Origin of the sequence: Pseudorhodoferax sp. Leaf274, assembly GCF_001422445.1 — a bacterium.
Taxonomy (GTDB): Bacteria; Pseudomonadota; Gammaproteobacteria; order Burkholderiales; family Burkholderiaceae_C; genus Pseudorhodoferax.
Genome location: NZ_LMNA01000027.1, coordinates 50664 through 74025 on the forward strand (window position 1 = coordinate 50664; position 23362 = coordinate 74025).

Sequence of the window (23362 nt, forward strand, 5' to 3'; positions counted from 1 at the left end):
CGTTTAACGCAAAACTATCCACGATGCGAGCAGTTGGAAACATGGGTGCAAAGATTCGTCGCCGACGTTGATTAGACTTGTGCGTCCGCGCGCCCGGCCGCGCCATCCCGCAACCACCAGCACTGGCCTGGATACCACCTTCCACGACAAAGCCTTGCCGTCCTCCTCTACCCCGCTGCTGTTCGGCAACAACGCTTGCAGGCATTTCGAGCACACCCAGGCCTTCAGCGACGCGGTGCACCCCCTGTGGCCGCATCTGCAGGGCCTGGACGGCCCCGCCCACCCCGACCGGTTCAAGGGCAGGCTGGCCATCGTGCAGTTGCCCGGCATGTCCATGCTCGCGGCCAGCATCAATGCCCTGCGGGTGCAGGTGTCCGACAACAGCCAGACGTCGATCGCGTTCCCGGTGCATGGCCACTCCAGGCTGCGGATCGACCGCCAGCAGATGGACTGGGGCCAGGGCTCCGGTTGCCTCTTCGTGCCCGCGGGCTCGGGCCCGCAACAGGCGGATTCGCGCGAGCAGAACGTGCTGATGCTGCAGGTCGACCGGCGCGCGCTCGACACGGCGGCGCGCGCAGTGCGCGGCATCGAGCGCGGACACCCCGTGCAGCTGGGCTGCGACGACCCGCGCATCCTGGATGCAGCGACCAACGCCTCGTCCCTGGCCTTGGCGCGCCACATCGGGGCGAGCATCGACCTCTATGCCAGGAACCCCCGGCTGCTGCACCGCCTGGGACTGCAGGACTTCGTGTGCCGGCAACTGGTGCTGCTGTTCCGGCCCGACTGGCAGCAGGAACTGCAGCAGCAGCGGCTGCCGGACGGCGCACAGCGGCGCCGCGCGATCGACCGGGTGTGCGATGCCATGCTGGCCGACCTGTCCGGCCGCTTCACGGTCAGCGACCTGTCCGAGCTGAGTGGCATGTCGGTGCGTGGCCTGCAGTACGCGTTCCAGAGCCGCTTCGGACAATCCCCGATGCAGTGGTTCCGCGACCAGCGCCTGGAACACGTGCGCCACCGGCTGCTTGCGGGCGCGCCGGGCAGCATCGCGCAGATGGCGCTGGACTGCGGCTTCCCCACGTCGAGCACCTTCTCTGCCTTCTACCGGCGCCGCTACGGCGAATCGCCCTCGGCGACGCGGTTGCGCGCCGGCCTGTTCCGCGGACGGGCGTGACACCGGCCCATGGCATGCTGTGCGCATGCGCTGGCCCACCCTGCCCTTCCTCACCCCGCACCGCCCGGCCCTGAACCTAGCCCTGCAGGGCGGCGGCGCGCACGGCGCCTTCACCTGGGGCGTGCTGGACGCGCTGCTGCAGGCCGACCGCTTCGCCATCGCCGGCATCAGCGGCACCAGTGCCGGCGCCATCAACGGCGTGCTGCTGGCACACGGGCTGCTGCAGGGCGGCCCCCCGGCCGCGCGTGCGGCGCTGGCCGGCTTCTGGAGCGCCATCGGCACCCGCGTGCCCTTCGAATGGCTGACCGTGGGCCAGGACGACGCGCTGGCCTTCAACCCGCTCGCGCGGCTCATGCTGCGGTGGTCGCAGCTGTTCGCGCCGCACGAGCTGAACCCGCTGGGCCGCGATCCGCTGCGCGAGCTGCTGGCCGAGCAGGTGGACTTCGCCGCACTGCGCCGCGCCGCCGCGCCCCGGCTGGCCATTGCCGCCACGCACGCCAACAGCGGCCGGCTCCGCGTGTTCGACAACGCGGCGCTGGACCTCGACGCGGTGCTGGCCTCGGCCTGCCTGCCCACGCTGCACCACACCGTGGAGATCGCCGGCGAGCCCTACTGGGACGGCGGCTACAGCGCCAACCCGGCCCTCCTGCCGCTGCTGGCCGACGCGCGCTGCGCCGCCGACACGCTGCTGGTGCTGCTGGCGCCGCGCCAGCATGCGCGCACGCCGCGCCAGCGTGCCGAGATCGCCGAGCGCGCGATGGACATCGCGTTCCAGGCGCCTTTCCTGCGCGAACTGGACCTGCTGGCCACGCTGCAGGCCGACGCCGGCGCACGCTGGTGGCCCGGCGGCGGCGTGGCATCGCGCATCGCCCGTGCGCGTTGGCACCTGGTGGACGGCGGCCCGGTGCTGGCCGCGCTGCGCGGCGAGACGCGCCTGATCGCGCACCTGCCTTTTCTCGAGCGCCTGCGCGACGCAGGGCGCGCGGCCGCGCAGGCCTGGCTGGACGGGCCCGCGCAAGCGGTGGGCCAGCGCAGCGGTGCCGACTTGCGGGCGATGGCCAGCGGCCAGGACTGATCAGCTCTGCGCCGCGCCCTTGCGGCGGCGCACACCCGCCAGGCCCAGCAGGCCGATGCCCAGCAGCGCCACGGAGGCAGGTTCAGGCACTTCAGTGGCGACCAGGCGGAACGCGAAGTCCACGGTGTAGCTCGTGCCCTCCGGCGTCGCGAAGCCATAGCAGCCGGCGTCGTAGCCCGCGGCGATGCACTGGGCATCGGTCAATTGGGTGAACGAGGGGTTGGAAATGAATTCGAAAGAATATTCATAGCCCTCGTAGTAGAACGCATCGGAGAACGAACCGACCAGCACGAAGATGTCGCTGCAGGTTTTCGCCTCGCCCTTGACGGGGCAGGTCGCCTCGTTGTTGGGCGTTTCCACAAAATACACGCTGTAGGCCACGTCGAAAATCTTCTCGAGCCCCCCGGCATAAAGGCTCAGGACCGAATCGATCTTGGTCGTGCTCAGCGTGTAGCTGTTGTTGAGCAATGAGGAGCCGTTGTAGTGGGTGTAGCTGTTGGCCGCCACATAGCCGCCATTGGTGTCCACCGTGCCGGAAGCCGGTGAATTGCTGATGCCCAGGCCGCTGCGGCTGCCGGCGGCGATGCTGCCGTTGACCGTGCCCCACTGCAGCAGCGTGCTGTCGGTCCAGTACGAGGTCAGGGGATTGACGCCCTGGCCCGGGATGCTGTTCGAATTCACGAAGGTGGTGGCGCTCGAACTGGTGTCGAACGCGCTGGTGATCGAGTACGTCCAGGTCGTGACAGGCGCCGCCGCGGCCGTGCCCGTGGCCAGAACCAGCGCTGCTGCCATGGCGCAGCGGGTGAATGTGAGATGTCGCATAACAAGCCCTCAAGTGTTGGAACAGAAAACGCCAACGGAAGTTGACGCCTCTGGATCAGCAACTCGCGTGCCCTTTTCGGGATTATCCATCCGGCGCACAGGCTTGAATTCCTATGGATTCATTCAACCCGATTCAACTGTAATTTTTTCCGACGAATATGATGACTTTGTATGACGAGATAATATTTTTCATCACAGGAAATCACCAATCGAAGGCATTACACGTCAGGTGGTGTGAACTGCACTTTGCAAAAAGATCGCTGTGCGCAGTCCATCGGATGGAACGGCAACGGACGTTCAATGCACGTGCTCTTTCGCCGCCGCAGCCGCCCCCTGCGGCACATCCACAGGCACCTGCACTTCACGCTGGCTGGCCACCCCGCGGGCATCGACGAAACGCAGCGTCAGCGGCAGCTGCGTGCCCTTGGTGAGCGGCTGCTTCAAGTCCATCAGCATCAGGTGGTAGCCGCCGGGCTTGAGCTCCACGGTCTGGCGCGCGGGCAGTGCCAGGCCGTCTTTGAGTTCGCGCATGCGCATGGTGCCGCCGTCCATCTGCATCTCGTGCAGCTCGGCCACGCCGGCCAGCGGCGTCGCCACGCCCACCAGGCGCAGCCCCTGCGGTGCGCTGAGCTGCATGAAGGCGCCCGTGCCGCTCTGGCCCGGCACGCTGGGGCGCGCCCAGGCGTTCTTCACGTCCACCGCGGCGACGCCCGGGGGCAGGACGTCCAGCCGCGCAGCCGGAAACGGCAGCTTGGCGCCGGCGTCGGCACCGGGCAGTTGCGCCCAGTCGGCGCTCTCGCCGCCGCAATCCTGGCGCACCGGGAACCACAGCGTGCCAGGGGTGGCCGTGAGCTTGCCGCGCACGATGAACTCGGCCCGTTCCTTGTCGGGCAGGGCCTGGCCGGCGTCCGCCGTCCAGCGGACCTCGCGCGTGCTGCTGGCCAGCTGCCAGCCGGCGCGCGGCTGCGCCTGCACGAGCGTGAAGCACTCGGGCAGGCGCACGGTGACGGCCGTGGTGGCCGGTGTGTCCTTGCAGGCATGGCCCACGCGGAACACGGCCTCGTAGTCGCTGCCGGCAGTGGCCCCGCCGGGCGGCAGCGTGACATGGGCGAAGGCCGGCGCGGCGGCGGCAAGCAGGGGAAGGAGCAAGGAGCGCATGGGTGGTGCTTTCAAAGGTCGAATTGGAGCTGCGCGTGGTAGGTGCGCTGCGGATAGGGATGGAAGGCCCAGAACTGCTGGTTGTTGAGGTTGTCGATGCCGAAGGCGGCCGACCATTGCCGGTCGATCTGCCAGCGCAGCCGCAGGTCCAGCGTCAGGTAGCGGCTGGCGCCGAAGTACGTGAACGGGTTGGTGTCGCTGTTGTCCAGGTTGCTGTACTGGCGGCCGCTGTAGCGCGCGGCCAGCGTGGCAGACCAGCGGTCGTCGGCACGCCAGGTGGCCAGCGCCGTGGCACGCCAGCGCGGAACGCGCGGCTGCCACTTGCCCACGCTGGCAGGATTGGCGGCGTTGGCCACGGTCTTGCTGTTGGCGAAGGTCAGGCTGCCGCCGAGGTCCAGGCCGCGCAGTGCCACATCGCTGGCGTTGGCCGCCAGCTCCACGCCGAACGTGCGCACCTTGTCCACGTTCTGCACGCGCGAAGCCGTGCTGTTCGGAATCAGCTGGCTGATCAGCGCATCGCGCGTGGTCTCGTGGAACAAGGTGGCACGGACCAGGCCGGTGCCCAGGTCGCGCTCGGCTGTGAGTTCGCTCGTCCAGGATTGCTCGGGCCTGAGGGTCGGGTCGTTGACGAAGTCCAGCGCGCCACCCGAGGTCGCGCCATACAGCTCGCCCACGGTCGGGTAGCGCACGGCGCGGCCCAGCGAGGCCTTGAGCACGGTCTGCGGCGTGAGTTGGTAGGCCAGCGCGGCCTTGGGCGAGACATCGGACTGGCTGCGCGCCGCGTAGGCCAGCCGGCTGCTGGCCGTGGCGCTGAGGCCGTCCTCGGCCTGCCAGTGCTCCCAGCGCGCGCCCAGCACGGCCTTCCACTGCGGTGCGAAGGCCCAGGCGTCCTGCGCCCAGGCATACCAGGTGCTGGTGCGGCCGCCGACCTGGCTCACGAGCGCGCCGCCTTCGCCGCTGCGCCAGTCGCTCGTCACCGCGGTCTTCAAGATGTTCAGCTCATAAGCATCGCGGCCCGCGCCGAAGTCCACGATGTGTTCCCCGCCGACGCCCTGCGGCCGCCAGGTGCCCTTGGCCGCGAGCTGGTTCCAGCCCGTGCCGTCCTGCGTCTGCAGCGTGCCCGCGCCGCCGTTGGCGGCCTGCGGCAGCGCCGTGGTGGGCGCGCGCTGGCGGTCCCGGGCGTAGTCGTACAGGCTGGCCACGAGTTCCCAGTCCCAGGTGCCCTGGGTGCGGCTCTTGAGCGAGAAGCCATGCATCCAGTGCGTCTGCGCGTCGTCGGTCGAGGGGAAGGCGGTCGCGCCCAGCGTGTAGCTGCGCCCGTCGATCTGCACCGGGCCGCTGTAGACGGGATTGCCCGCCGCATCGCGCAGCCAGCTCTGCGACCGGCCTTCGGACTGGTTCTGCCACCAGCCCAGGGTGTAGCTGGCGCGCAGCTGCGGCGTGATGTCGTAGGCCAGCTTGAGCTTGGCCTGGTCCTGCGCGGTCGTGTACTGCGTGGCGCTGCCCAGCAGCCACCAGGGCTGGCCCGTGAGGTTGCGGCCGGGCACTGCGCCCGTGACGGGCACGCCACTGCCACCGGCCTGGCCGGCCGACTGCAGTGCGGTGGCAAAGGTCTGCGGCTGGCCCTCGCTGCGGCCACGCTGCAGCGCCAGCCACCACGACCAGTCGCCGCTCCTGCTGCCCAGCGAGGCGCTGGTCTGCCAGGAGCTGAAGGTGCGGTCCGTTCCATACAGGTCGTTGGGCTGGGCCGCGTAGCCCAGGCGGATGTGGGCTTCCAGCTTCGTTGGCATGCGCGTCACGTAGTCGACCACGGCACCGGCCGAGTTGCCCGGGTAGGCGGCCGAGAACGGGCCGTACATCACGTCCACGCGCTCGATCTCCTCGGGTGTGACCAGGCCCCAGCGCGGTGCGTAGTTCGTGCCGTTGGCGATGCCGTTGCCCAGGAAATTCGACAGCAGGATGCCATCGGCATAGACGGCCGAGCGCGCGCTGTTGCCCGTGCCCGAGGCGCGCGTGGACAGGATGGCGTGGTTGTAGTCGCCGATGTAGCGCTTGCGCACGAGCAGGCTGGGCAGGTACTTGAGCGCGTCCTCGGCGTCGGTGGCGTTGACCGTGGCGGCGATCTGCGCGCGCGTGACGCCCTCGATGGTGGTGGGGATCTGCGTGGGCAGGGACGTGGGCTGGCCGCCGCTGACGGTCACGACGCCCAGGGATTTCTGGCGCTCGGGCGCGTCGCCTGCGGCCTGCGCCAGGGCTGCGCCGGCCAGGGCGGCGCCCGACAACAGCACGGTGATCTTGTGCATGGAAAAGCTCTCTCGGATGGCGGGCCGGGGCCCGCCGCTGCATGGCAAGGAAAGGGCGCAGCAGCGCTACGCCATCGATGGCAATGTCAGGCGAACGAGGGAGGGCCGCGCGCCGGCAGCGGCGCCGCGGTGGCCGCGGCGATGCGCGCGGCGTGGATGGGCTGGACCGCGTGGCCCAGCGGCAGCACGGGCGGCAGCCCGGCCACGGACGGCAGCGGCGGCGCGCCGCCCAGCACGCACAGCGGGCAGTCCAGGTGGCCGGCGCCCATCTCCTGCACACCGTCGTCGGTGTGCACCACGGCCTTGATGATGCCGGCGCCCGAGCAGATCAGCTCCATGGCCTGAGGCTTGACCACGGGCGACGCGATGGCCACGCCCAGCGACAGCAGGAACAGCGCGAGCACGCCGCGCACCAGGCCCGCGCCCGGCCGCCGGCCTGCCACCAGGGGCATGCGGGCGATCAGGCGGAGCAAGGCGTGCATGGGCCGGCGATTGTGCATGAGGGCGTGCTCAATGCACGAAGCCGCCCTTGACGTAGCGCACGGGCTCGGCGTCCATCGCCGCGATCAGCGCCGACAGCCCATCGGCTGGCGCACGGCCCACTGGCGCGCGCGGCGCGCCTTCCGTGCGGCACAGCAGATCGTCCTCGGACCAGCCGGCCTGGCCCGGCGCCGCGCGCGCACGCGCCCAGCCATCGCGGTCGGCCAGCAGCTGCGTGCCGGCCAGGGCCTCGCTGCCCGTGATCAGCGCGAAGGCCTGCCAGGCCGCATCGCCAGTGGCCACGCAGTCGGCTTGCGGAACCGATGCGGCTGCGCCCGACGGCCGCAGCAGCACGGTGACGAAGCGTGGGTCTTCGAGCACCTGGCCCGCACCTTCGGCAACCACGCGCACGCGCTGCCCGCTCCAGCTGCGCAGCGGCCGCTCGGCCCGCCCCGCGCAGCGCACCGCCACATCGGGCAGGCCCACGGGCTGCGGCCAGAAGCCGGCCGCACGCAGGGCCTGGCCGGCGCCCTGGGCCTTCATGAAGTCGATCAGCGCCCAGGCCTCGTCGTCGGAAATCCTGTCACCGAAGCCGGCCATGGTGGCCTGGCCACCGCGCCCGCGCACGCCGTGCAGCACACGCCACCAGAGATCGCCATCGGCACGCCGCCACAGCAACGGCCCCGCGAAGTTCGGCGGCCAGACCGGCTGCGCCGCGGCCAGCGGCCCCTGTCCGCGCCCATCCGCACCGTGGCAGGCCAGGCAGTGCTGTGCGTACAGCGCCTGGCCCTGCACGATGGCCTGGGCCGAGAAGCCGGTCGGCGAACGGTGGAAGCTGGCCGGTGTGGCCGGCACCAGCAGCACGCGTGCCTCGGGCCAGGGCGCGGCCAGCAGCAGCACGGGCACGCTGGCCAGCAGCAACCAGCGGCGACGCCGCCAGAGCAGGGCCAGCAGCACCAGCAGCACGGCCAGCGCCAGGGCCGCCAGGCTCCAGCCCAGGCGGCGTGCCTGGCCCAGGTCGATCAGCAGGTTCTCGCCCGACAGGCGCAGCGCGAACGGCCAGGCCGGCTGGCCGTCCAGCGGCGGCACCAGCCCCAGCGCACCGAGCAGCCGCAGCAGCCCGTACTGGGCGGATTGCAGTGCGGCGATGAGCTGGTTCAGCCACTCCGTCTCCAGCGGCATCGGCTACCAGGTGGCGTCCAGGCCGAGATGGCGCAGCGCCTCGTGGCGCAGCTCGGCCAGGCGCTTGTGCCCGCGCTGGCGCGGGTACGGCAGGTCGACCTGGAGTTCGGCGGTGATGCGCGCGGGCCGGTCGCTCAGCACGATCACGCGCTGGGCCAGGAACAGCGCCTCCTCCACATCGTGCGTGACCAGCAGCGCCGAGAAACCGGCCCGCTGCCACAGCGCCACGAGTTCGCTCTGCATGGCGATGCGCGTGAGCGAGTCGAGCTTGCCCAGCGGCTCGTCGAGCACCAGCAGCTGCGGGTCGTTGACGAGTGCGCGCGCCAGCGCCACGCGCTGCGCCATGCCGCCCGAGAGCTGGTGCGGGAAGCTGGCCGCGAAGTCCGACAGGCCCACGAGCTTGAGCGCCGCATCGACACGCGCACGCTGGTGCTTGAGCAGGCCGCGCGCCTGCGGGCCCAGCGCCACGTTGTCCCAGACCGTGCGCCAGGGGAACAGCGTGGGGTCCTGAAACACCACGATGCGCGAGGGATCGGGCCGCGTGATGGGCGTGCCGTCCTGGGTCAGCGTGCCGGTGGTGGCGGGCTCCAGGCCCGCGACCAGCCGCAGCAGCGTGGACTTGCCGCAGCCGCTGGGGCCCAGCAGCGCGACGAACTCGCCTGGCGCGACCGTGAGGTCCACGCCATCGAGCACCTGCAGCGCACTGCCCTTCTGTTCGAACCAGTGGCTGACCTGCTGCACCGCGATGTGCGCACCCTTCTTCACCACGGGCGTGGCCTGCACCGTGCTCACCATTTGACCGTCCCCTTCTGCCAGGACAGCACGCGGTCGCGCACTGTGAACAGCAGCGTGATGAGGCCCGAGCACAGCACGGCCATGACCAGCAGCGCCGCGTACATGTTGGCGTAGGCGGCCCAGCCCTGGGCCCATTGCAGGTACCAGCCCAGCCCGGCCTTCACGCCCATCATCTCAGCCGTGACCAGCACCGAGAACGAGGCGCCCAGGCCCATGAACAGGCCGACGAAGACCTGCGGCAGGGCAGCAGGAATCGCCACGCGCAGCACCAGGAACCATTCGGACGCGCCCAGCGTGCGCGCCACGTCGTAGTAGCTCTTGGGCACCGAGGCCACGCCCGACCAGGTCAGCACCGCGACCGGGAAGAAGGTGGCCAGCGCGACCAGGAACACCGCGGCCGAGTAGCTCGACGGCGCGAAGAAGAAGGCCAGCGGCAGCAGCGCCGAGGCCGGCACCGGCCCCAGGAAGCGCAGCAGCGGATGCACCCAGTAGCCCGCGATGCGCGACCAGCCGATCCACACGCCCGTGAGGAAGCCCACGAGTGCGCCGAACACCAGGCCGTTGGCCAGCAGCCGCAGCGAATGCGCGGTGGACAGGCCGAGCCGGCTCCAGTCCTCCGCCACCACTTCGATCAGGCTCTGCGGCGGCGCGAAGAACGGCGGCGGCAACAGGCCCAGCTTGGCCGTCAGCACTTCCCACAGCGCCAGCAGCAACGGCGCGGCGATCAGCCACTGGCCCGCAGGGCGCAGCTTGCGGCCTACCTGGCCGGCGCGCGCGCCGAGCAGCGCGACCGCCAGCAGCAGCACCGCCACCGCCAGCGCGGCGATGCCGAACTCCTCGGTGAAGGCCCAGTCTGAAAAGCCGATGGGCTTGTTGGGCCAGGCCAGCGTCAGCACGCCCAGGCCGACCCAGGCCAAGGTGGCCACGAGGCCGGTGCGCCAGATGCCCGTGGGCACCTGCGCCTGCAGGACTGGCGCGGCTGGCCGTGCGGACATGGAGGGGCGCTGCGGCGGCGCCTCGAAGGAAGGAGTGGGTGCGAGCGCGCTCATGCTCAGCCCAGCACGTCCAGCGACACATGGTTGGCGAAGCGCACCACGTCCGTGCTCTTCTTCAAGATGCCGGCGTTGTGGAAGTCGCGCGCGAAGGCCTCGACCTCGGTGCGCAGCGGCGCGCCGGCGGGGTGGTGCTTGTAGGTCAGCTCGGCCAGCAGCTTCTGCAGGTCTTCCACGGGCACCTTGGGCGTGTACTTGTGGTAGATCCTGGCGGCCTCGTTGGGGTTCTCGGCCACGTCGTTGGAGGCCTGGGCCAAGGCGCGCACCACCGCCGCGGCGTGCGGCTTGTCTTTCTGCGCGAACTGGGCGCGCGCACCGACCACGCAGCAGATGCGCTCGGCGTACTCGCCCTTGGCACTGTTGCCGATCTCGGTGAAGAGGCCCGGGTTGCGCTTCTCGATCAGGTAGAGGTTGGGGTCGCCGTCGGCGATCGCCTGGATCTCGCCCTTCTTGACGGCGCCGTCCAGCAGGTCGGCCGGGTAGACGCGCCACTCCACGTCCTTGTCGATGTCCACGCCGCGCTTGGCCAAGTGGATCGCATAGAACTGCCTGGCCGGGCTGTTGAGGTCGGCCACGCCGATCACCTTGCCCTTGAAGCTCTTCACATCGCTCGTGATGCCGCCGCCCTGCGCCGCCACCAGGCGCAGGCAGCCGCCGTGCACGCTGCTGACGAGCTTCACGTCCAGCCCCGCCTCCAGCGGCTTGACCCAGCGGTGGATCAGGCCCACGGCCACGTCGGCCTTGCCCGTGGCCACGGCCTCGAGCAGCTGGTCGGCCGCGCCGGCCCAGTTCAGCAGTTCCACGTCCAGGCCGTTCTGCTGGAAGAAGCCGCGCTCCAGCGCCACCGGCACGGGCGTCAGGCAGAAGCCGGCCTGGCTCCAGGCAAAGGTCAGCTTGCGTGGCTGCGAACGTGCGCGCGAGGCCAGCAGCGTGCTTGATGCCGCGACGGCGGCAAGGCCGGCGGTGCGCACGAGCTTGCGGCGCGACCAGGTGGTGCCGTGCGTGGTGGGCAGATTGGACATGGTGAACCCCCTCTCCGTGGAACATCAGGAATGGGAGCGACGATAGGGGGGGCTGCGCACTTTTCCAACGCAGGAAAAAGCGTTTGGATATGCGCAGAACCGGGGGTTCGCGTCGGCTGCATGCGGGCAGTGCGATGGCGCATGCACCCATTCGGCGTTGACGACACGCTGCGCCACATCGACCAGTGGTTGGCGAACTGCCAATGCGCCCGGCCGATGCACGCGTGGGCGACTGACAAAATCCGACCGACCATGCAGTACCCGACCAGCCTCGCCCATCCCACACCCTTCGAACTCGGCAATGGCAACCAGACCACCACCTGGGCCGAATGCATCGCTTTCTACGAGCGGCTGGCCGAGCGTTTCCCGGGTGTGCTGCGGTGGTGGCGGATCGGCACCTCCGACACCGGCCTGGCCATGCACGCCGGCCTGGTCACGGCCGACGGCGTGTTCGACCGCGATACCTTGCGCGCGCAGGGGCGCCCGGTGTTCTTCAACAACAACGGCATCCATGCCGGCGAGCCCGAAGGCATCGATGCCTGCATGGCGCTGGTGCGCGACTTCTGCCTGGAGCCCGCGCGGCTGGCGACGCTCGGCGACACGGTGTTCCTGTTCATCCCGGTCTACAACGTCGACGGCTGTGTGAACCGCCAGTCCAGTTCGCGGGCGAACCAGCTCGGCCCCGAGTCGTTCGGCTTTCGGGGCAATGGCCTGCACCTCGACCTGAACCGCGACTTCATCAAATGCGACAGCCTGGCCGCCCAGGTGTTCAACCGCTTCTTCACCGCCTGGGACCCGGATGTGATGGTCGACACCCACACCTCCAACGGCGCCGACTACGCCTACACCATGACGCTGATCCCGACCCAGCCCGACAAGCTGGGCGGCGCCCTGGGCGACTTCCTGCGCGAGCGCATGCTGCCCGCCATCTACGGCGACATGCAGCGGCGCGGCTGGCCGACCTGCCCCTACGTCAACCTGCTGGCCGAGACGCCGGACGAGGGCATCGAAGACTTTCTCGACCTGCCGCGCTTCTCCACCGGCTACGCCGCGCTGCACCACACCATCGGCTTCATGCCCGAGACCCACATGCTCAAGCCCTTCGCCGACCGCGTGGCTGCGATGCGCACGCTGGTCGAGGTGGTGCTGGACTTCAGCGTGGCGCAGGCCCGAAGCATCCAGCAACTGCGGCGCGCAGCGCGGGCCGATGCCGCCCGCCGCACGCAGTGGCCGCTGCGCTGGCGCAACGACCACGCGCGGCCGGCGCGGCTTCGCTTCCAGGGCTTTGCTGCGGTGCGCACGCCGAGCCGGCTGGGCCACTACCAACGGCTCGCCTACGACCGCGGCCAGCCGTGGGAGAAGGACATCGTCCACTTCGACCGCTGCGTCGAGGAATGCGTGGTGGCGGCGCCGAGGGCCTACCTGGTGCCCCAGGCCTGGCGCGAGGTGATCGCGCGGCTGGAGTGGAACGGCGTCGCGCTGCAGCGCCTGGACGCCGACCAGCTGTTCGATGCGGCCCGGGTGTACCGGGTGCTGGAGGTCGGCACACGACCCACCGCCTACGAAGGCCACATGTTCCATGACAGTGTGCGCTTGAGCACGCACTTCGAGGCCATCCAGGCGCGCGCCGGCGATGTGCTGGTGCCGCTGGCCCAGCCCCAGGCCCGCTACGCGGTCGAGACCCTGGAGCCAGAAGCGCACGACAGCTTCTTCCGCTGGGGCTTCTTCAACAGCGTGCTGGAGAAGAAGCAGGCCTCCATCTCGGCCTATGCCTTCGAGGACACGGCCCTGGAGATGCTGGCCGACGAGCCGGCGCTGCGGCAGGCATTCGACGCATGGAAAGCCGCGCATCCGGAGCAGCTGTCCGACCCGCAGGCGGTGCTCTGGTTCCTGTTCACCCATGGCCGGCGCCATGCCGAGCCGGAGTGGCGGCGCTATCCGGTGGCAGCCTTGGTCTAGTCAGGGTCCTCCACGCAGCGTCCGAGTGCCCCCTCCGATCGCCACGGCCCCGCCGAGGTTCCGGCGGGGATCGAACGTCGCTCCGACATCGGCGAGACCGTGTGTCCTGAACGTCACACCGCCAACTGCACCACCACCTTGCCCTTGGCACGCCCACTGTCCACGTAGGCCAAGGCTTGGGCGGTGTCCTGGAACGGGAACACCTGGTCCACGACCGGACGGATGGCGCCCGATTCGACGAGGGACGTGATCTCGCGCAGCTGCGCGCCATCGGCCCGCATGAAGACGAAGCTGTAGGAACTGCCGCGCTGCTTCGCCTTGTTCCGGATGCCGAAACTCAGCAGGCGCAGCACCTGTAGTAGCGGCCAGGCCAGCCCCCGCGCGGCCGCGAATGCCGGGGTGGGTGGCCCCGAGATGGAGATGAGATGCCCGCCCGGCTTGAGGATCTGGAGCGACTTGTGGAGCGCGTCCTTGCCCAGGCTGTTCAGCGCCACGTCGTAATCACGCAGCACGGTGCTGAAGTCCTGCTTCCTGTAGTCGACGACGAGGTCCGCGCCCAAGGCCTTGACCCAGTCGACGTTGGCCGTGCTGGTGGTCGTGGCCACGAACGCACCGAGATGCCTGGCGAGCTGGATGGCGACGCTGCCGACCCCGCCCGAACCGGCTGAAATCAGCACCTTCTGCCCCTTCTTCAGATGGGCGGTTTCCACCAGCGTCTGCCAGGCCGTCAGCGCCACCAGAGGCAGGGAAGCGGCCTCGACCATGCTGAGATTCCTGGGCTTGGGCGCCAGCGACGACTCCTGGATCGCGATGCGTTCGGCGAAGCCGCCGATGCGGTCATCGTCGGGACGCGCATAGACCTCGTCGCCGGGCTTGAAGCTGCGCACGCGCGCACCAACCCGGATGACCGTGCCGGCCACGTCGTTGCCCAGGATCAACGGCAGGCGGTAGGGAAGGACCGGCTTGAACGCGCCGCTCCTGATCTTCACGTCCAGCGCATTGAGGCTGGCCGCGTGGACCTGGACCAGAACGTCGTCGTCGCGCATCTCGGGTTCGGGCATGTCGCCGATGCGCCCGGCTTCCTTCTTGCCATAGCGGTCGATCATGAATGCTTGCATGACGGGGCTCTTCTCCAGCGCTTTGTGCTGGTGTCAATTTCTGGGCGCCGGGCTGCGCGGTGCACGCGTGCGCCTTGGCGCACGCATCGACGGGCCTGCCGACGCAGCGGGCCGTGCCACAACGGCCACGGCCAGCGCCGAGGCAGCGAAGTCCGCGCGCGACACGCCTTGGCCTGTCGCCGGCGCGTCACGCCGCGGCGCGGTAGCGCTGCGCCACATGGGCCTGTCGCAGGTCTGCGATCAGGCCCCGCCGCGCGGCATCCAGTGCGTCCCAGTGCGCCGCATCGTGCAGCGCCGGCAGGGTCACGGGCTCGCGGCGGTCGAAGCCGACCAGCGCCGCATCCACCAGCGCCCCCACCTCCATCAGATCGGGCATGGCACTGGCATCAATGCCCGCGCGTTCCCAGATCTCGGTGCGGGTGCCGGCGGGCAGCACCGCCTGCACATAGACGCCCTTGGGCGCGAGCTCCAGGCTCAGGCCCTGGGACAGGAACAACACGAAGGCCTTGGTCGCGCCGTAGACCGACATGCCGAACTCGGGCGCCAGGCCGACCACCGAACCGATGTTCACGATCGCGCCCGTGCCAGCCTGCGCCAGGCGCGGGGCGATGGCGCTGGCCAGCCTGACCAATGCGGTGGTGTTCAGGGCGACCAGCCGGGCCACGTCGTCGGTCGCCTGGTCGATGAACGGACCGGCCAGCGTGGCGCCGGCGTTGTTGATGAGGGTGTCGATGCGGGTGTCCTCGCGCAGGCGCGCCTCGACCGCCGCAAGGTCGCCGGGCTGGGTCAGGTCGGCCGCCAGGATGTCGACGGCGGCGCCGGTTTGCGCGCGCAGGCGCGCAGCCAGCGCCTGCAGGCGCGCCTCGTCGCGGGCGACCAGCACCAGGTCGTGGCCGCGGTGGGCGAAGCGCTCGGCGTAGGTGGCGCCGATGCCGGTCGAGGCGCCGGTGATGAGAACGGTGGAGCGGGTGGTCATGTGTTGTATCTCTTGGTCCAAAAGGTGGGTCCATGCCGCGCTGTGCGGCGTGGGGAAGGGCTCACTGGGCGGCGCCTGCGAGCGTCGGGTAGTCGGTGTAGCCCGCCGCGCCGCCGCCGTAGAGCGTGGCGGGATTCAGCGCAGCCAGCGGCGCGCCACTCTTCAGCCGCTCCACCAGATCGGGGTTGCCGATGAACGGGCGGCCGAAGGCGAACAGGTCGGCCTGGCCCTCGGCCAGGCGGGCCTTGGCCAGCGGGAGGTCATAGCCGTTGTTGGCCAGGTAGGTGTTCTTGAAGCGGGCGCGCAACGCAGCGAAGTCGAACGGCGCAGCGTCGCGCGGGCCGCCGGTGGCGCCCTCCACCACATGCAGGTAGACGATGCCCAGCGCGCTGAGGCGCTCGGCGATGTGGTCGTACTGCGGCTGCGGATCGCTGCAGGAAATGGCCCCGGCCGACGAGACCGGCGAGAGGCGCACGCCGGTGCGGTCGGCACCGATTTCCTTGGCCACGGCGGCGGTGACTTCGAGCAGCAGCCGCGCCCGGTTCTCGATGGAGCCGCCGTAGGCGTCGGTCCGGGTGTTGGCACCGTCCTTGATGAACTGCTCCAGCAGGTAGCCGTTGGCGCCGTGGACCTCCACGCCGTCGAAGCCTGCGGCCATGGCGTTGGCGGCTGCCTGGCGGAAGTCCTCGACGATGCCCGGGATCTCGTCCAGGCGCAGGGACCGCGGCTCGGACACGTCATGAAACCCGTTGTTGACGAAGGTCTTGGTCGCCGCGCGGATGGCCGAGGGCGCCACCGGCGCCGTGCCACCTGGCCGCAGGTCGACATGGGAGATGCGGCCGACGTGCCACAGCTGCACAAAGATCTTGCCGCCCTTCGCGTGCACGGCGTCGGTCACCTGGCGCCAGCCGTCGATCTGCGCTGGCGTGTAGAGGCCGGGGGTGTCCTGGTAGCCCTGGGCATCGGCCGAGATCTGGGTGGCCTCGGTGATGACCAGGCCCGCGGAGGCGCGCTGGCTGTAGTAGGTGGCGGCATGTTCGCTGGGCACCAGGCCGGCGCCCGCACGGTTGCGCGTCAGCGGCGCCATCACGATGCGGTTGGACAGTTGGAGCGGGCCCAGGGTGTAGGGATGGAAAAGCGTGGTGTCGGTCATGTGGTGGTGCTGTGTCGTTGGGATCGGGCGGGACGTCGAGGCACAATGATGTCGTTCATCATCTTTACTGTCAAGATTTTGATGACGATCGACATCAATGTATATTCACGCCGTCCTCCGATGGCCCATCCACAGAGATCTCCCCCATGAAAGTCACCAAGGCGCAGGCGCAGGCGAACCGGGCGCGCATCGTCGAGACAGCCTCCGCGCTGTTCCGCGAGCGTGGCTACGACGGGGTGGGCATCGCGGACCTGATGGCGGTGGCCGGCTTCACCCATGGCGGGTTCTACAAGCACTTCCCGTCCAAGGCCGACCTGCTGGCCGAAGCGGCGACCTGCGGCTTTGCGCAGGCGGCCGCCAAGGCCGAGGGTGTCGATGCGGTCGCGTTCGTCGAGCACTACCTGTCGCGCGCGCACCGCGATGCGCGCGGCGAGGGTTGCACGATGGCCGCGCTGTGCGGCGATGCTGCGCGCCAGCCGGCGCCGATCAAGGCCGCGTTTGCGGCCGGCATCGAAGGCCTGCTGGCCACGCTGGCCAGCCAGTCCGGTGTGCCGCAGGACGCCCAACGCGAAAGCGAACTGCGTGCCCGGCGCATCGAGGTGATCGCGCAGGTGATTGGCGCGCTGGTGCTGTCGCGGGCCTGTCCTGACGACTCGCCCCTGGCCGACGAGATCCTGGATGTCTGCCGCGCGGCCGTGCTGTCGAGGCGGCCGCCCACCCGTGGTGCGTAGCGCAGGGTCGCTGGGGGCTCGGCAGCCGCGTCGTCCGCCCGGCCCTCAGCCCAGCACGTCCACCGACACGTGGTCCGCGAACTTCGCCACGTTGGTGCCCGGCTTGAGCACGCCCACCGACTGGAAGTCGCGCGCGTAGAACTCCACCTCGTCGCGCAGGCTGCGCCCGGTCGGGTGGTGCCGGTGCGTGAGCGTGCCGAGCAGCGCCTGCAGGTCTTCCACGCCGACCTTGGGCGCATAGCGGGCGAACAGGCGGGCCGATTCGTTGGGGTTGTCGGCCACGTAGTCGGAGGCCTGCACGATGGAGCGCACGAGTGCGGCCACCACGGGCTTGTCCTTGCGCACGAGCTCGCCGCGCGCGCCCAGGATGCAGCAGACCTTGTCCCGGTATTCGCCCGAGAGGTTGGTGGCGATCTCCACGTAGCGCGCCTTGTTGCGCTTCTCGATGAGGTAGATGTTGGGATCGCCGTCGGCAATCGCCTGGATCTCGCCCTTGTTCACGGCGATGTCCAGCAGGTCGGCCGGGTACTGGCGCCAGGCCACGTCCTTGTCGGCGTCGATGCCGTTCTTCTGGAGCAGGATGGAGAAGAAGTTCTTGCCCGGGCTCGCGATGTCGGAGACGCCAATGGTCTTGCCCTTGAGGTCGGCGAGCCTGGTCACGCCGGCCTCCTTCACGCCGACCAGGCGCACGCAGCCGCCGTGCGAGCTGCCGACGATCTTCACGTCGAAGCCCGATTCCAGCGGCTTGAGCCAGCGGTGGATCATGCCGACCGCCGCATCGGCCTTGCCCGTGGCCAGCGATTCGAGCAGCTGGTCGGTGGAGCCGGTGTAGTTGGTCAGCTCCACCGAGAGGCCGTTGCGCTCGAAGTAGCCGCGCTCCTGCGCGACCACTACGGGCGACAGGCAGAAGGCCGTGGCGTTCCAGGCGAAGTTGAGCTTGCGCGGCTGCGACCAGGCGCGCGCGGCCAGCAGGCCACTGGCCGCGACGATGGCAGCGCTGCAGGTAGCGCGCAGTGCGCGGCGGCGGGAGAAGGCAGAGGGTTCGGTCATGGTGTGGTGCGGTTCATTCGATGCGGACATCGCTCTCCCGGATGACCCGGCCCCAGCGGCCATGGTCCACCCGGATCAGCTCGGCGAACGCGGCGGGCGTGTTGTGCTCCACCGTGATGCCCTTGGCTTGCAGTTCGCGCACGGTCCTGGGCGCGCGCGCAATGGCCGCGATCTCACGCTGCAGCCGCTCGACCACCGGCGCAGGCGCGCCGGCGGGCAGCACGATGCCGAACCAGCCCGCGGTCGCGAACTCTGGCAGGCCGGCCTCTGGCGCACTGGGCACGTCCGGCAGCAGCGGCGAGCGCTGGGCGGCGGTGAGCACCAGGCCGCGCAGCTTGCCGGCCTGGATCTGCGGCGCCAGGATGGTCAGCGTGTCGACCGCCACCTGCACCTCGCCGCCCAGCACGGCCGCCACCGCGGGCGCGCTGCCCTTGTAGGGCACGTGCAGCAGGTCGGCGCCGGTCAGGCCCTTGAACAGCTCGCCGCTCAGGTGGCACAGCGTGCCGCTGCCGCAGGAGCTGTAGCTGAGCTTGTTCGGCTGCGCCCTGGCCGCGGCCACCAGCGCGTCCACCGAGTCGGCCGGGAACCTGGCGTTGACCGCGACCACGTTGGGCACCGAGGCCAGCAGCGAGACCGGCGTGAAGTCCTTGAGCGGGTCGAAGCGCAGGTTGGCCTGCAGGTGCGGCAGGATGGTCAGCTGGCCGCTGGTGGCCAGCGACAGCGTGTAGCCATCGGGCGCCGAGCGCGCGGCGGCCTCGGCCGCAATCGCCGTTCCCGCGCCGGGCTTGTTGTCCACCACCACGGCCTGGCCCAGCGCATGCGCGAGCTGCTCGGCGTAGTAGCGGCCGATGGTGTCGGCCGCGCCGCCGGGCGGGAACGGCACGATGAGCTTGAGCGGCTTGCTGGGCCAGGCCTGGGCCTGGGCCAGCGGCGCGGCGAGCAGGCTGGCGGCGCCGAGCAGGCCGAGGGCGATGCGTCGAAGCCTGCGCATCACGCGGCCTCGCGGCGGTTGGCGATGCGCTGCGCGACGCGTTCGCGCGTCAGCGGGATCAGCGCGCGGCCGTAGTCGCGCGCATCCTCCAGCGGGTCGAAACCGCGGATCAGGAAGGTGCTCACACCCAGGTCGTAATAGTCCAGCAGCGCGTCGGCCACCTGCTCGGGCGTGCCGACCAGGGCCGTGCTGTTCGAGCGCGCGCCGGTCTCCTGCGCGATGGCCGTCCATAGCCGCTTGTCCACGCGCACGCCCTGCCCGGCCGCGGCCAGCAGGCGGCGCGCGCCCTCGCTCTGCTGCGGCCCGCCGCGGCCGAAGCCCTGCACCACGCGCAGGCGGCGCGTCTCGGCCAGGATGGATTCGGCGCGCGCCCAGGCCTTCTCCTCGGTCTCGGCCACGATGGGCCGGAACGAGACCGAGAAGCGCACGCTGCGGCCGTGCTTCGCCGCCTCGGCGCGCACGCGCGTGGTCAGTTCGCGCGCCTGCTCGAGCGACTCGCCCCACAGCGCATAGACATCGGCGTACCTGCCGGCCACGGGGATCGCTGCTTCCGATGCGCCGCCGAAGTACACCGGCACATGCGGCTGGCCGTTGCGCTTCTGCAGCGGCTTGACCTCGGAGAAGGCGTTGCGCACGCGGTAGTGCGCGCCTTCGTGGTCGAAGGGCTTGTCGGCCGTCCAGACCTTGTGCAGCACATCGAGGTACTCGTCGGTGCGGGCATAGCGCTGGTCGTGGTCCAGCCAGTCGCCATCGCGCTTTTGCTCGTCGTCGGAGCCGCCCGAGATGTAGTGCACGGCCAGCCGGCCGCCGCTGAACTGGTCGAGCGAGGCGAACTGCCGCGCCGCCAGCGTGGGCGCCACGAAGCCCGGCCGGTGCGCCAGCATGAAGTGGATGCGCTCGGTGACCGAGGCCGCGTAGGCCACCGTCAGCGTGGCGTCCGCGCTGGTGGAATGGTGCGGCACCAGGATGCGGTCGAAGCCGGCGGCCTCGTGTGCCTGGGCAAACGCGCGCACGTAGTCGCGGTCGATGGCGGGGCCCTGGGCGGCATGGATCTCCGAGACCTTGTGGCTCTGGATCATGCCGATGAATTCGACTTGGCTCATGGGTTGCTCCGTTGGGAATCGGCGCGACCTTAGCCAGCGGGCGCCTCGGCAAGAACGAAGAAAAACGCCGTTGCATATGCGCTGCGCAAGTTTGGGCCGGGCGGCCCTGCCGATAGCCTGCGCAGCTCCTTCCCCAACGGCCGGACCCTGCCCCATGAACGCTCCCTTGCTCTACCGGCTTCCCAGCGCGCCTGCCGTGCCTGGACTGCACCCCACCGTGCTCGCCCGCCTGACGGCGCTGCTGGCCAGCGGCGCGGCCGACCTCGACGCCAGCGGCGACTTCCCGCATGCCAACTTCGCCGCGCTGCACGAGGCCGGACTCGTCGCGCTGGTGGTGCCCAAACCCTGGGGCGGCGCCGGCGCGGGCCTGGCCGAGGCACGCCGCGTGGTCGCCGCGCTGGCCCACGCGGAGCCGGCCACGGCGCTGATCCTGACCATGACCTACCTGCAGCACCTGGCGCTTGCGCACGAGGGCAGCCGCTGGCCGCTGGCGCTGCGCGAACGCGTGGCGCGCGACGCGGTGCGGCACGGAGCACTCGTGAACGCGCTGCGCGTGGAGCCGCTGCTGGGTTCGCCCAGCCGCGGCGGCCTGCCCGACACCGTGGCGCGCCGCGTGGGCGCAGGCTGGCGGCTGTCGGGCCACAAGCTCTACTGCACCGGCATCGAGGGCCTGCACTGGCTGGCCGTGTGGGGCCGCACCGACGAGGCCACGCCGCGCACCGGCGTGTTCCTGGTGCCGCGCGATGCGCCCGGCATCCGCATCGTGCGCAGCTGGGACCACCTGGGCCTGCGCGCCTCGGGCAGCCACGAGGCCGTGTTCGACCAGGTGCCGCTGCCGCTGGAGAACGCGGTGGACCTGCGCGCGCCGGCCGACTGGGCGCCGGGCGCCGGCAGCCCCGCCGAGCAACAGGCCCAGGCCCTGCACCAGGCCTGGATGGCCGTGCTGCTGGGCGCGCTCTACGACGCCGTGGCGCGCGCCGCACGCGACTGGCTGCTGGGCTTCCTGCGCACGCGCGCGCCGGGCAGCCTGGGCGCGCCGCTGGCCAGCCTGCCGCGCACGCACGAGGCGCTGGGCGAGATCGAGGCCCTGCTGCGCAGCAACCGCGTGCTGCTCGACGATGCCGTCGCCGCCGTGGACTGCGGCGAGCCGCCCGCCGTGCCCGACAGCGGCCTGCTCAAGCACAGCGTGACGGCCCAGTCCATCGAGGCCGTGGAGCGCGCGCTCAAGCTCTGCGGCAACCACGGCCTCACGCGGCACAACCCGCTGCAGCGCCACCTGCGCGACGTGCTGTGCGGCCGCGTGCACGCGCCGCAGAGCGACGCCGTGCTGGCCGCCGCCGGGCGCCGCGCGCTGGGCCTGTAGCGCGCCCCGGCGCCCGCCGGCCCGGCGCCTTCGCGCGCTGCGGATGGAAGGTTCCGCACCACGTTGCGCACATCAGCAAGCGCACAAATCTTCGTTGGCGGCCCGCGGGCAGCGGCCTGCATTCGGCGCGACAGATTGCTCCCTCGGAAGGGGACTTGGGCCCCATGCCACCCGGCATGGGGTTTTTTTTGGGCGGACGCCGGGCAGACCCTGCGATGTTTTGGCGATATAGAACCAACGAATCAATCGTTGGAGATTGGCGTGCCGGCCCGAACAATGCGGCACGATGAACTTCCAGCAATTGCGCTCCGTCCGTGAAACCGTGCGTTGCGGCTTCAATCTCACCGAAGTGGCCCACACCCTGCACACCTCGCAGCCCGGCGTGAGCCGGCAGATCCGCGAGCTGGAGGAGGAACTGGGCATCGACCTGTTCGTGCGTGCCGGCAAGCGGCTCACGGGGCTGACTGAGCCCGGCGCCCACGTGCTGCCCATCATCGAGAACATTCTGCAGGGCAGCCACAACCTGCGCACCGCGGGCCAGGAGTTCGTGGCGCAGCAAAGCGGCTCGCTCTCCATCGCGGCCACGCACACGCAGGCCCGCTATGCACTGCCCACGGCGGTGCAGGAATTCCGGCTGCAATTTCCCAACGTCAAGCTGCACCTGCACCAGGGCTCGCCGCGCCAGGTGGCCGAGATGCTGCTGTCGGGCGAGGCCGACATCGGCATCGCCACCGAGGCGCTGGCGCAGTACGCCGACCTCGTCGCCCTGCCCTGCTACCGCTGGACGCACTCCATCATCGTGCCGCCCAACCACCCGCTGCTCGAAGGCCCGCTGAGCCTGGAGAAGCTGGCGCGCTACCCGCTGATCACCTACGGCGCCGGCTTCACGGGCCGCGGCCACATCGACCAGGCCTTCGCCAAGCACCGCATCGAGCCGCGCATCGTGCTCAGCGCGATGGACGCCGACGTGATCAAGACCTATGTGGAGCTCGGCATGGGCGTGGGCATCGTGGCCTCGATCGCCTTCGAGGCCGAGCGCGACACGCAGCTGCGCGCCATCGACGCGGGCGCGCTGTTCGGCATCAACCTGACCAAGCTCGCGCTGCGGCGTGGCAGCTACCTGCGCGCCTACGTCTACGCGCTGATCGAGTCCTTCGCGCCGACGCTGCAGCGCAGCGTGGTCGACCAGGCCATGGTGGCCGACAAGGACAAGGTGACGGCGGACGGCTACGAGATCTGAGCCGCCGCCGGCGCCGGGCCGCTCAGCCCATGCGGCGCAGCACCGCGAGTTCGCTGCCCAGGCGGCGCGCGTCCGGCGGCTGGCCGTGCAGCCGCTGGACCAGCCGGCCCCTGGCATCCACGAGCCACAGCGTCGTGGCGTGGTCGTCCGGCCGGCGCACGGTGTCCTCGCGGCGGAACAGCCGCAGCCGCTCGGAGACACGTTCGACATCGGTGGGCCGGCCCGTCACGAAGCTCCAGCGCCTGAGGTCGACGGAGAACCGCGCCGCGTAGGCCTTCAGCGCGGCCGGCGTGTCCGCCAGCGGATCGAGCGACACCGAGACAAAGTGCACGCCCGTGCGCACGTCGGCCGGCAGATCGGCCTGCACCTGGGCCAGGACCTGCGTCTGCACGGGGCACACGGTGGAGCAGCCGGTGTAGATGAAGTTCACCAGCAGCACGCGGCCGGCCAGGCGGCCGATGTCGAAGGCCCGGTCGTCCTGGTCGCGCAGCGCCAGTCCTTGGAAATTGCTGGCGAAGGCGTCGGCGGCCGGCGCCGCCCAGTTCGGCATGGCGACCAGCCCGAGCAGCGTGCCGACGACGCGCCGGCGCTGGGGGTTCTTCGGCAAGGCGGCCATGC

The 23362-nt window shown here is 70.5% G+C and carries 21 protein-coding genes; 6 read left to right on the forward strand and 15 right to left on the reverse strand.

Annotated elements, in window-relative coordinates:
• Positions 1 to 154 precede the first annotated feature (154 nt).
• The gene (locus ASF44_RS22590) at positions 155 to 1171 is read left to right on the forward strand and encodes a helix-turn-helix domain-containing protein (protein ID WP_056901508.1); all 1017 of its coding nucleotides are present in this window, start codon (positions 155 to 157) and stop codon (positions 1169 to 1171) included.
• A 25-nt stretch (positions 1172 to 1196) separates the two neighbouring features.
• The gene (locus ASF44_RS22595) at positions 1197 to 2246 is read left to right on the forward strand and encodes a patatin-like phospholipase family protein (RefSeq protein WP_056901509.1); all 1050 of its coding nucleotides are present in this window, start codon (positions 1197 to 1199) and stop codon (positions 2244 to 2246) included.
• On the opposite strand, the gene ASF44_RS22600 is transcribed toward ASF44_RS22595, so the two are convergent.
• From ASF44_RS22600 to ASF44_RS22635, 8 genes are all read right to left on the reverse strand, one after another.
• On the reverse strand, positions 2247 to 3038 hold the full coding sequence (locus tag ASF44_RS22600; RefSeq protein ID WP_056901510.1) for a THxN family PEP-CTERM protein: 792 nt from the start codon (positions 3036 to 3038) through the stop codon (positions 2247 to 2249).
• 327 nt (positions 3039 to 3365) lie between these two features.
• Positions 3366 to 4226 (reverse strand): copper chaperone PCu(A)C, encoded by an 861-nt coding sequence (locus tag ASF44_RS22605; protein ID WP_056901511.1) that lies wholly within the window; start codon positions 4224 to 4226, stop codon positions 3366 to 3368.
• A gap of 11 nt (positions 4227 to 4237) precedes the next feature.
• Positions 4238 to 6529, reverse strand: a complete 2292-nt coding sequence (locus ASF44_RS22610; RefSeq protein WP_056901512.1) for a TonB-dependent receptor — start codon at positions 6527 to 6529, stop codon at positions 4238 to 4240.
• Positions 6530 to 6615: 86 nt separating this feature from the next.
• Positions 6616 to 6981 (reverse strand): DUF2946 family protein, encoded by a 366-nt coding sequence (locus ASF44_RS22615; protein ID WP_056901760.1) that lies wholly within the window; start codon positions 6979 to 6981, stop codon positions 6616 to 6618.
• A 58-nt stretch (positions 6982 to 7039) separates the two neighbouring features.
• Positions 7040 to 8191, reverse strand: a complete 1152-nt coding sequence (locus ASF44_RS22620; RefSeq protein ID WP_056901513.1) for a cytochrome c — start codon at positions 8189 to 8191, stop codon at positions 7040 to 7042.
• A gap of 3 nt (positions 8192 to 8194) precedes the next feature.
• Positions 8195 to 8986 carry an ABC transporter ATP-binding protein gene (locus tag ASF44_RS22625; protein ID WP_056901514.1) on the reverse strand — a complete coding sequence of 264 codons (792 nt, stop codon included), beginning with the start codon at positions 8984 to 8986 and terminating at the stop codon, positions 8195 to 8197.
• Positions 8980 to 9981 (reverse strand): ABC transporter permease, encoded by a 1002-nt coding sequence (locus ASF44_RS22630; protein WP_056901761.1) that lies wholly within the window; start codon positions 9979 to 9981, stop codon positions 8980 to 8982. The genes ASF44_RS22625 and ASF44_RS22630 overlap by 7 nt, the downstream gene beginning before the upstream one ends.
• Positions 9982 to 10037: 56 nt before the next feature.
• Positions 10038 to 11060, reverse strand: coding sequence for an ABC transporter substrate-binding protein (locus ASF44_RS22635; protein ID WP_056901515.1), 1023 nt, complete (start codon positions 11058 to 11060; stop codon positions 10038 to 10040).
• Between the two features lie 252 nt (positions 11061 to 11312).
• Here ASF44_RS22635 and ASF44_RS22640 point away from each other — a divergent pair, with 252 nt between their 5' ends.
• A complete protein-coding gene (locus ASF44_RS22640; RefSeq protein ID WP_056901516.1) occupies positions 11313 to 13019 on the forward strand; it encodes a M14 family zinc carboxypeptidase in 1707 nt (568 codons plus the stop codon).
• 113 nt (positions 13020 to 13132) lie between these two features.
• Here ASF44_RS22640 and ASF44_RS22645 read toward each other — a convergent pair whose 3' ends face one another.
• The 3 genes from ASF44_RS22645 to ASF44_RS22655 all read right to left on the reverse strand — a co-directional run bounded on the left by ASF44_RS22645 (position 13133) and on the right by ASF44_RS22655 (position 16266).
• A complete protein-coding gene (locus ASF44_RS22645) occupies positions 13133 to 14137 on the reverse strand; it encodes an NADP-dependent oxidoreductase (protein WP_056901517.1) in 1005 nt (334 codons plus the stop codon).
• Positions 14138 to 14324: 187 nt separating this feature from the next.
• The gene (locus tag ASF44_RS22650) at positions 14325 to 15113 is read right to left on the reverse strand and encodes an SDR family oxidoreductase (RefSeq protein WP_056901518.1); all 789 of its coding nucleotides are present in this window, start codon (positions 15111 to 15113) and stop codon (positions 14325 to 14327) included.
• A 61-nt stretch (positions 15114 to 15174) separates the two neighbouring features.
• Positions 15175 to 16266: an alkene reductase gene (locus ASF44_RS22655; protein ID WP_056901519.1), complete on the reverse strand. Its 1092-nt coding sequence runs from the start codon at positions 16264 to 16266 to the stop codon at positions 15175 to 15177.
• A 146-nt stretch (positions 16267 to 16412) separates the two neighbouring features.
• Here ASF44_RS22655 and ASF44_RS22660 point away from each other — a divergent pair, with 146 nt between their 5' ends.
• A complete protein-coding gene (locus ASF44_RS22660; protein WP_056901520.1) occupies positions 16413 to 16997 on the forward strand; it encodes a TetR/AcrR family transcriptional regulator in 585 nt (194 codons plus the stop codon).
• A 45-nt stretch (positions 16998 to 17042) separates the two neighbouring features.
• On the opposite strand, the gene ASF44_RS22665 is transcribed toward ASF44_RS22660, so the two are convergent.
• The 3 genes from ASF44_RS22665 to ASF44_RS22675 are packed head-to-tail and all read right to left on the reverse strand — an operon-like array spanning position 17043 to position 20141.
• The gene (locus ASF44_RS22665; RefSeq protein ID WP_056901521.1) at positions 17043 to 18047 is read right to left on the reverse strand and encodes an ABC transporter substrate-binding protein; all 1005 of its coding nucleotides are present in this window, start codon (positions 18045 to 18047) and stop codon (positions 17043 to 17045) included.
• Positions 18048 to 18060: 13 nt separating this feature from the next.
• Positions 18061 to 19038, reverse strand: a complete 978-nt coding sequence (locus ASF44_RS22670; protein WP_056901522.1) for a tripartite tricarboxylate transporter substrate binding protein — start codon at positions 19036 to 19038, stop codon at positions 18061 to 18063.
• On the reverse strand, positions 19038 to 20141 hold the full coding sequence (locus ASF44_RS22675) for an LLM class flavin-dependent oxidoreductase (RefSeq protein WP_056901523.1): 1104 nt from the start codon (positions 20139 to 20141) through the stop codon (positions 19038 to 19040). Before ASF44_RS22675 ends, ASF44_RS22670 begins: the two co-directional genes overlap by 1 nt.
• Before the next feature lie 154 nt (positions 20142 to 20295).
• Between ASF44_RS22675 and ASF44_RS22680 the strand changes: the two genes are divergently transcribed.
• The gene (locus ASF44_RS22680) at positions 20296 to 21504 is read left to right on the forward strand and encodes an acyl-CoA dehydrogenase family protein (protein ID WP_056901524.1); all 1209 of its coding nucleotides are present in this window, start codon (positions 20296 to 20298) and stop codon (positions 21502 to 21504) included.
• 286 nt (positions 21505 to 21790) lie between these two features.
• A complete protein-coding gene (locus ASF44_RS22685) occupies positions 21791 to 22744 on the forward strand; it encodes a CysB family HTH-type transcriptional regulator (RefSeq protein ID WP_056901525.1) in 954 nt (317 codons plus the stop codon).
• A 22-nt stretch (positions 22745 to 22766) separates the two neighbouring features.
• Here ASF44_RS22685 and ASF44_RS22690 read toward each other — a convergent pair whose 3' ends face one another.
• Complete coding sequence (locus ASF44_RS22690) at positions 22767 to 23360, reverse strand: SCO family protein (RefSeq protein ID WP_056901526.1); 594 nt, start codon at positions 23358 to 23360, stop codon at positions 22767 to 22769.
• Positions 23361 to 23362: the final 2 nt, after the last annotated feature.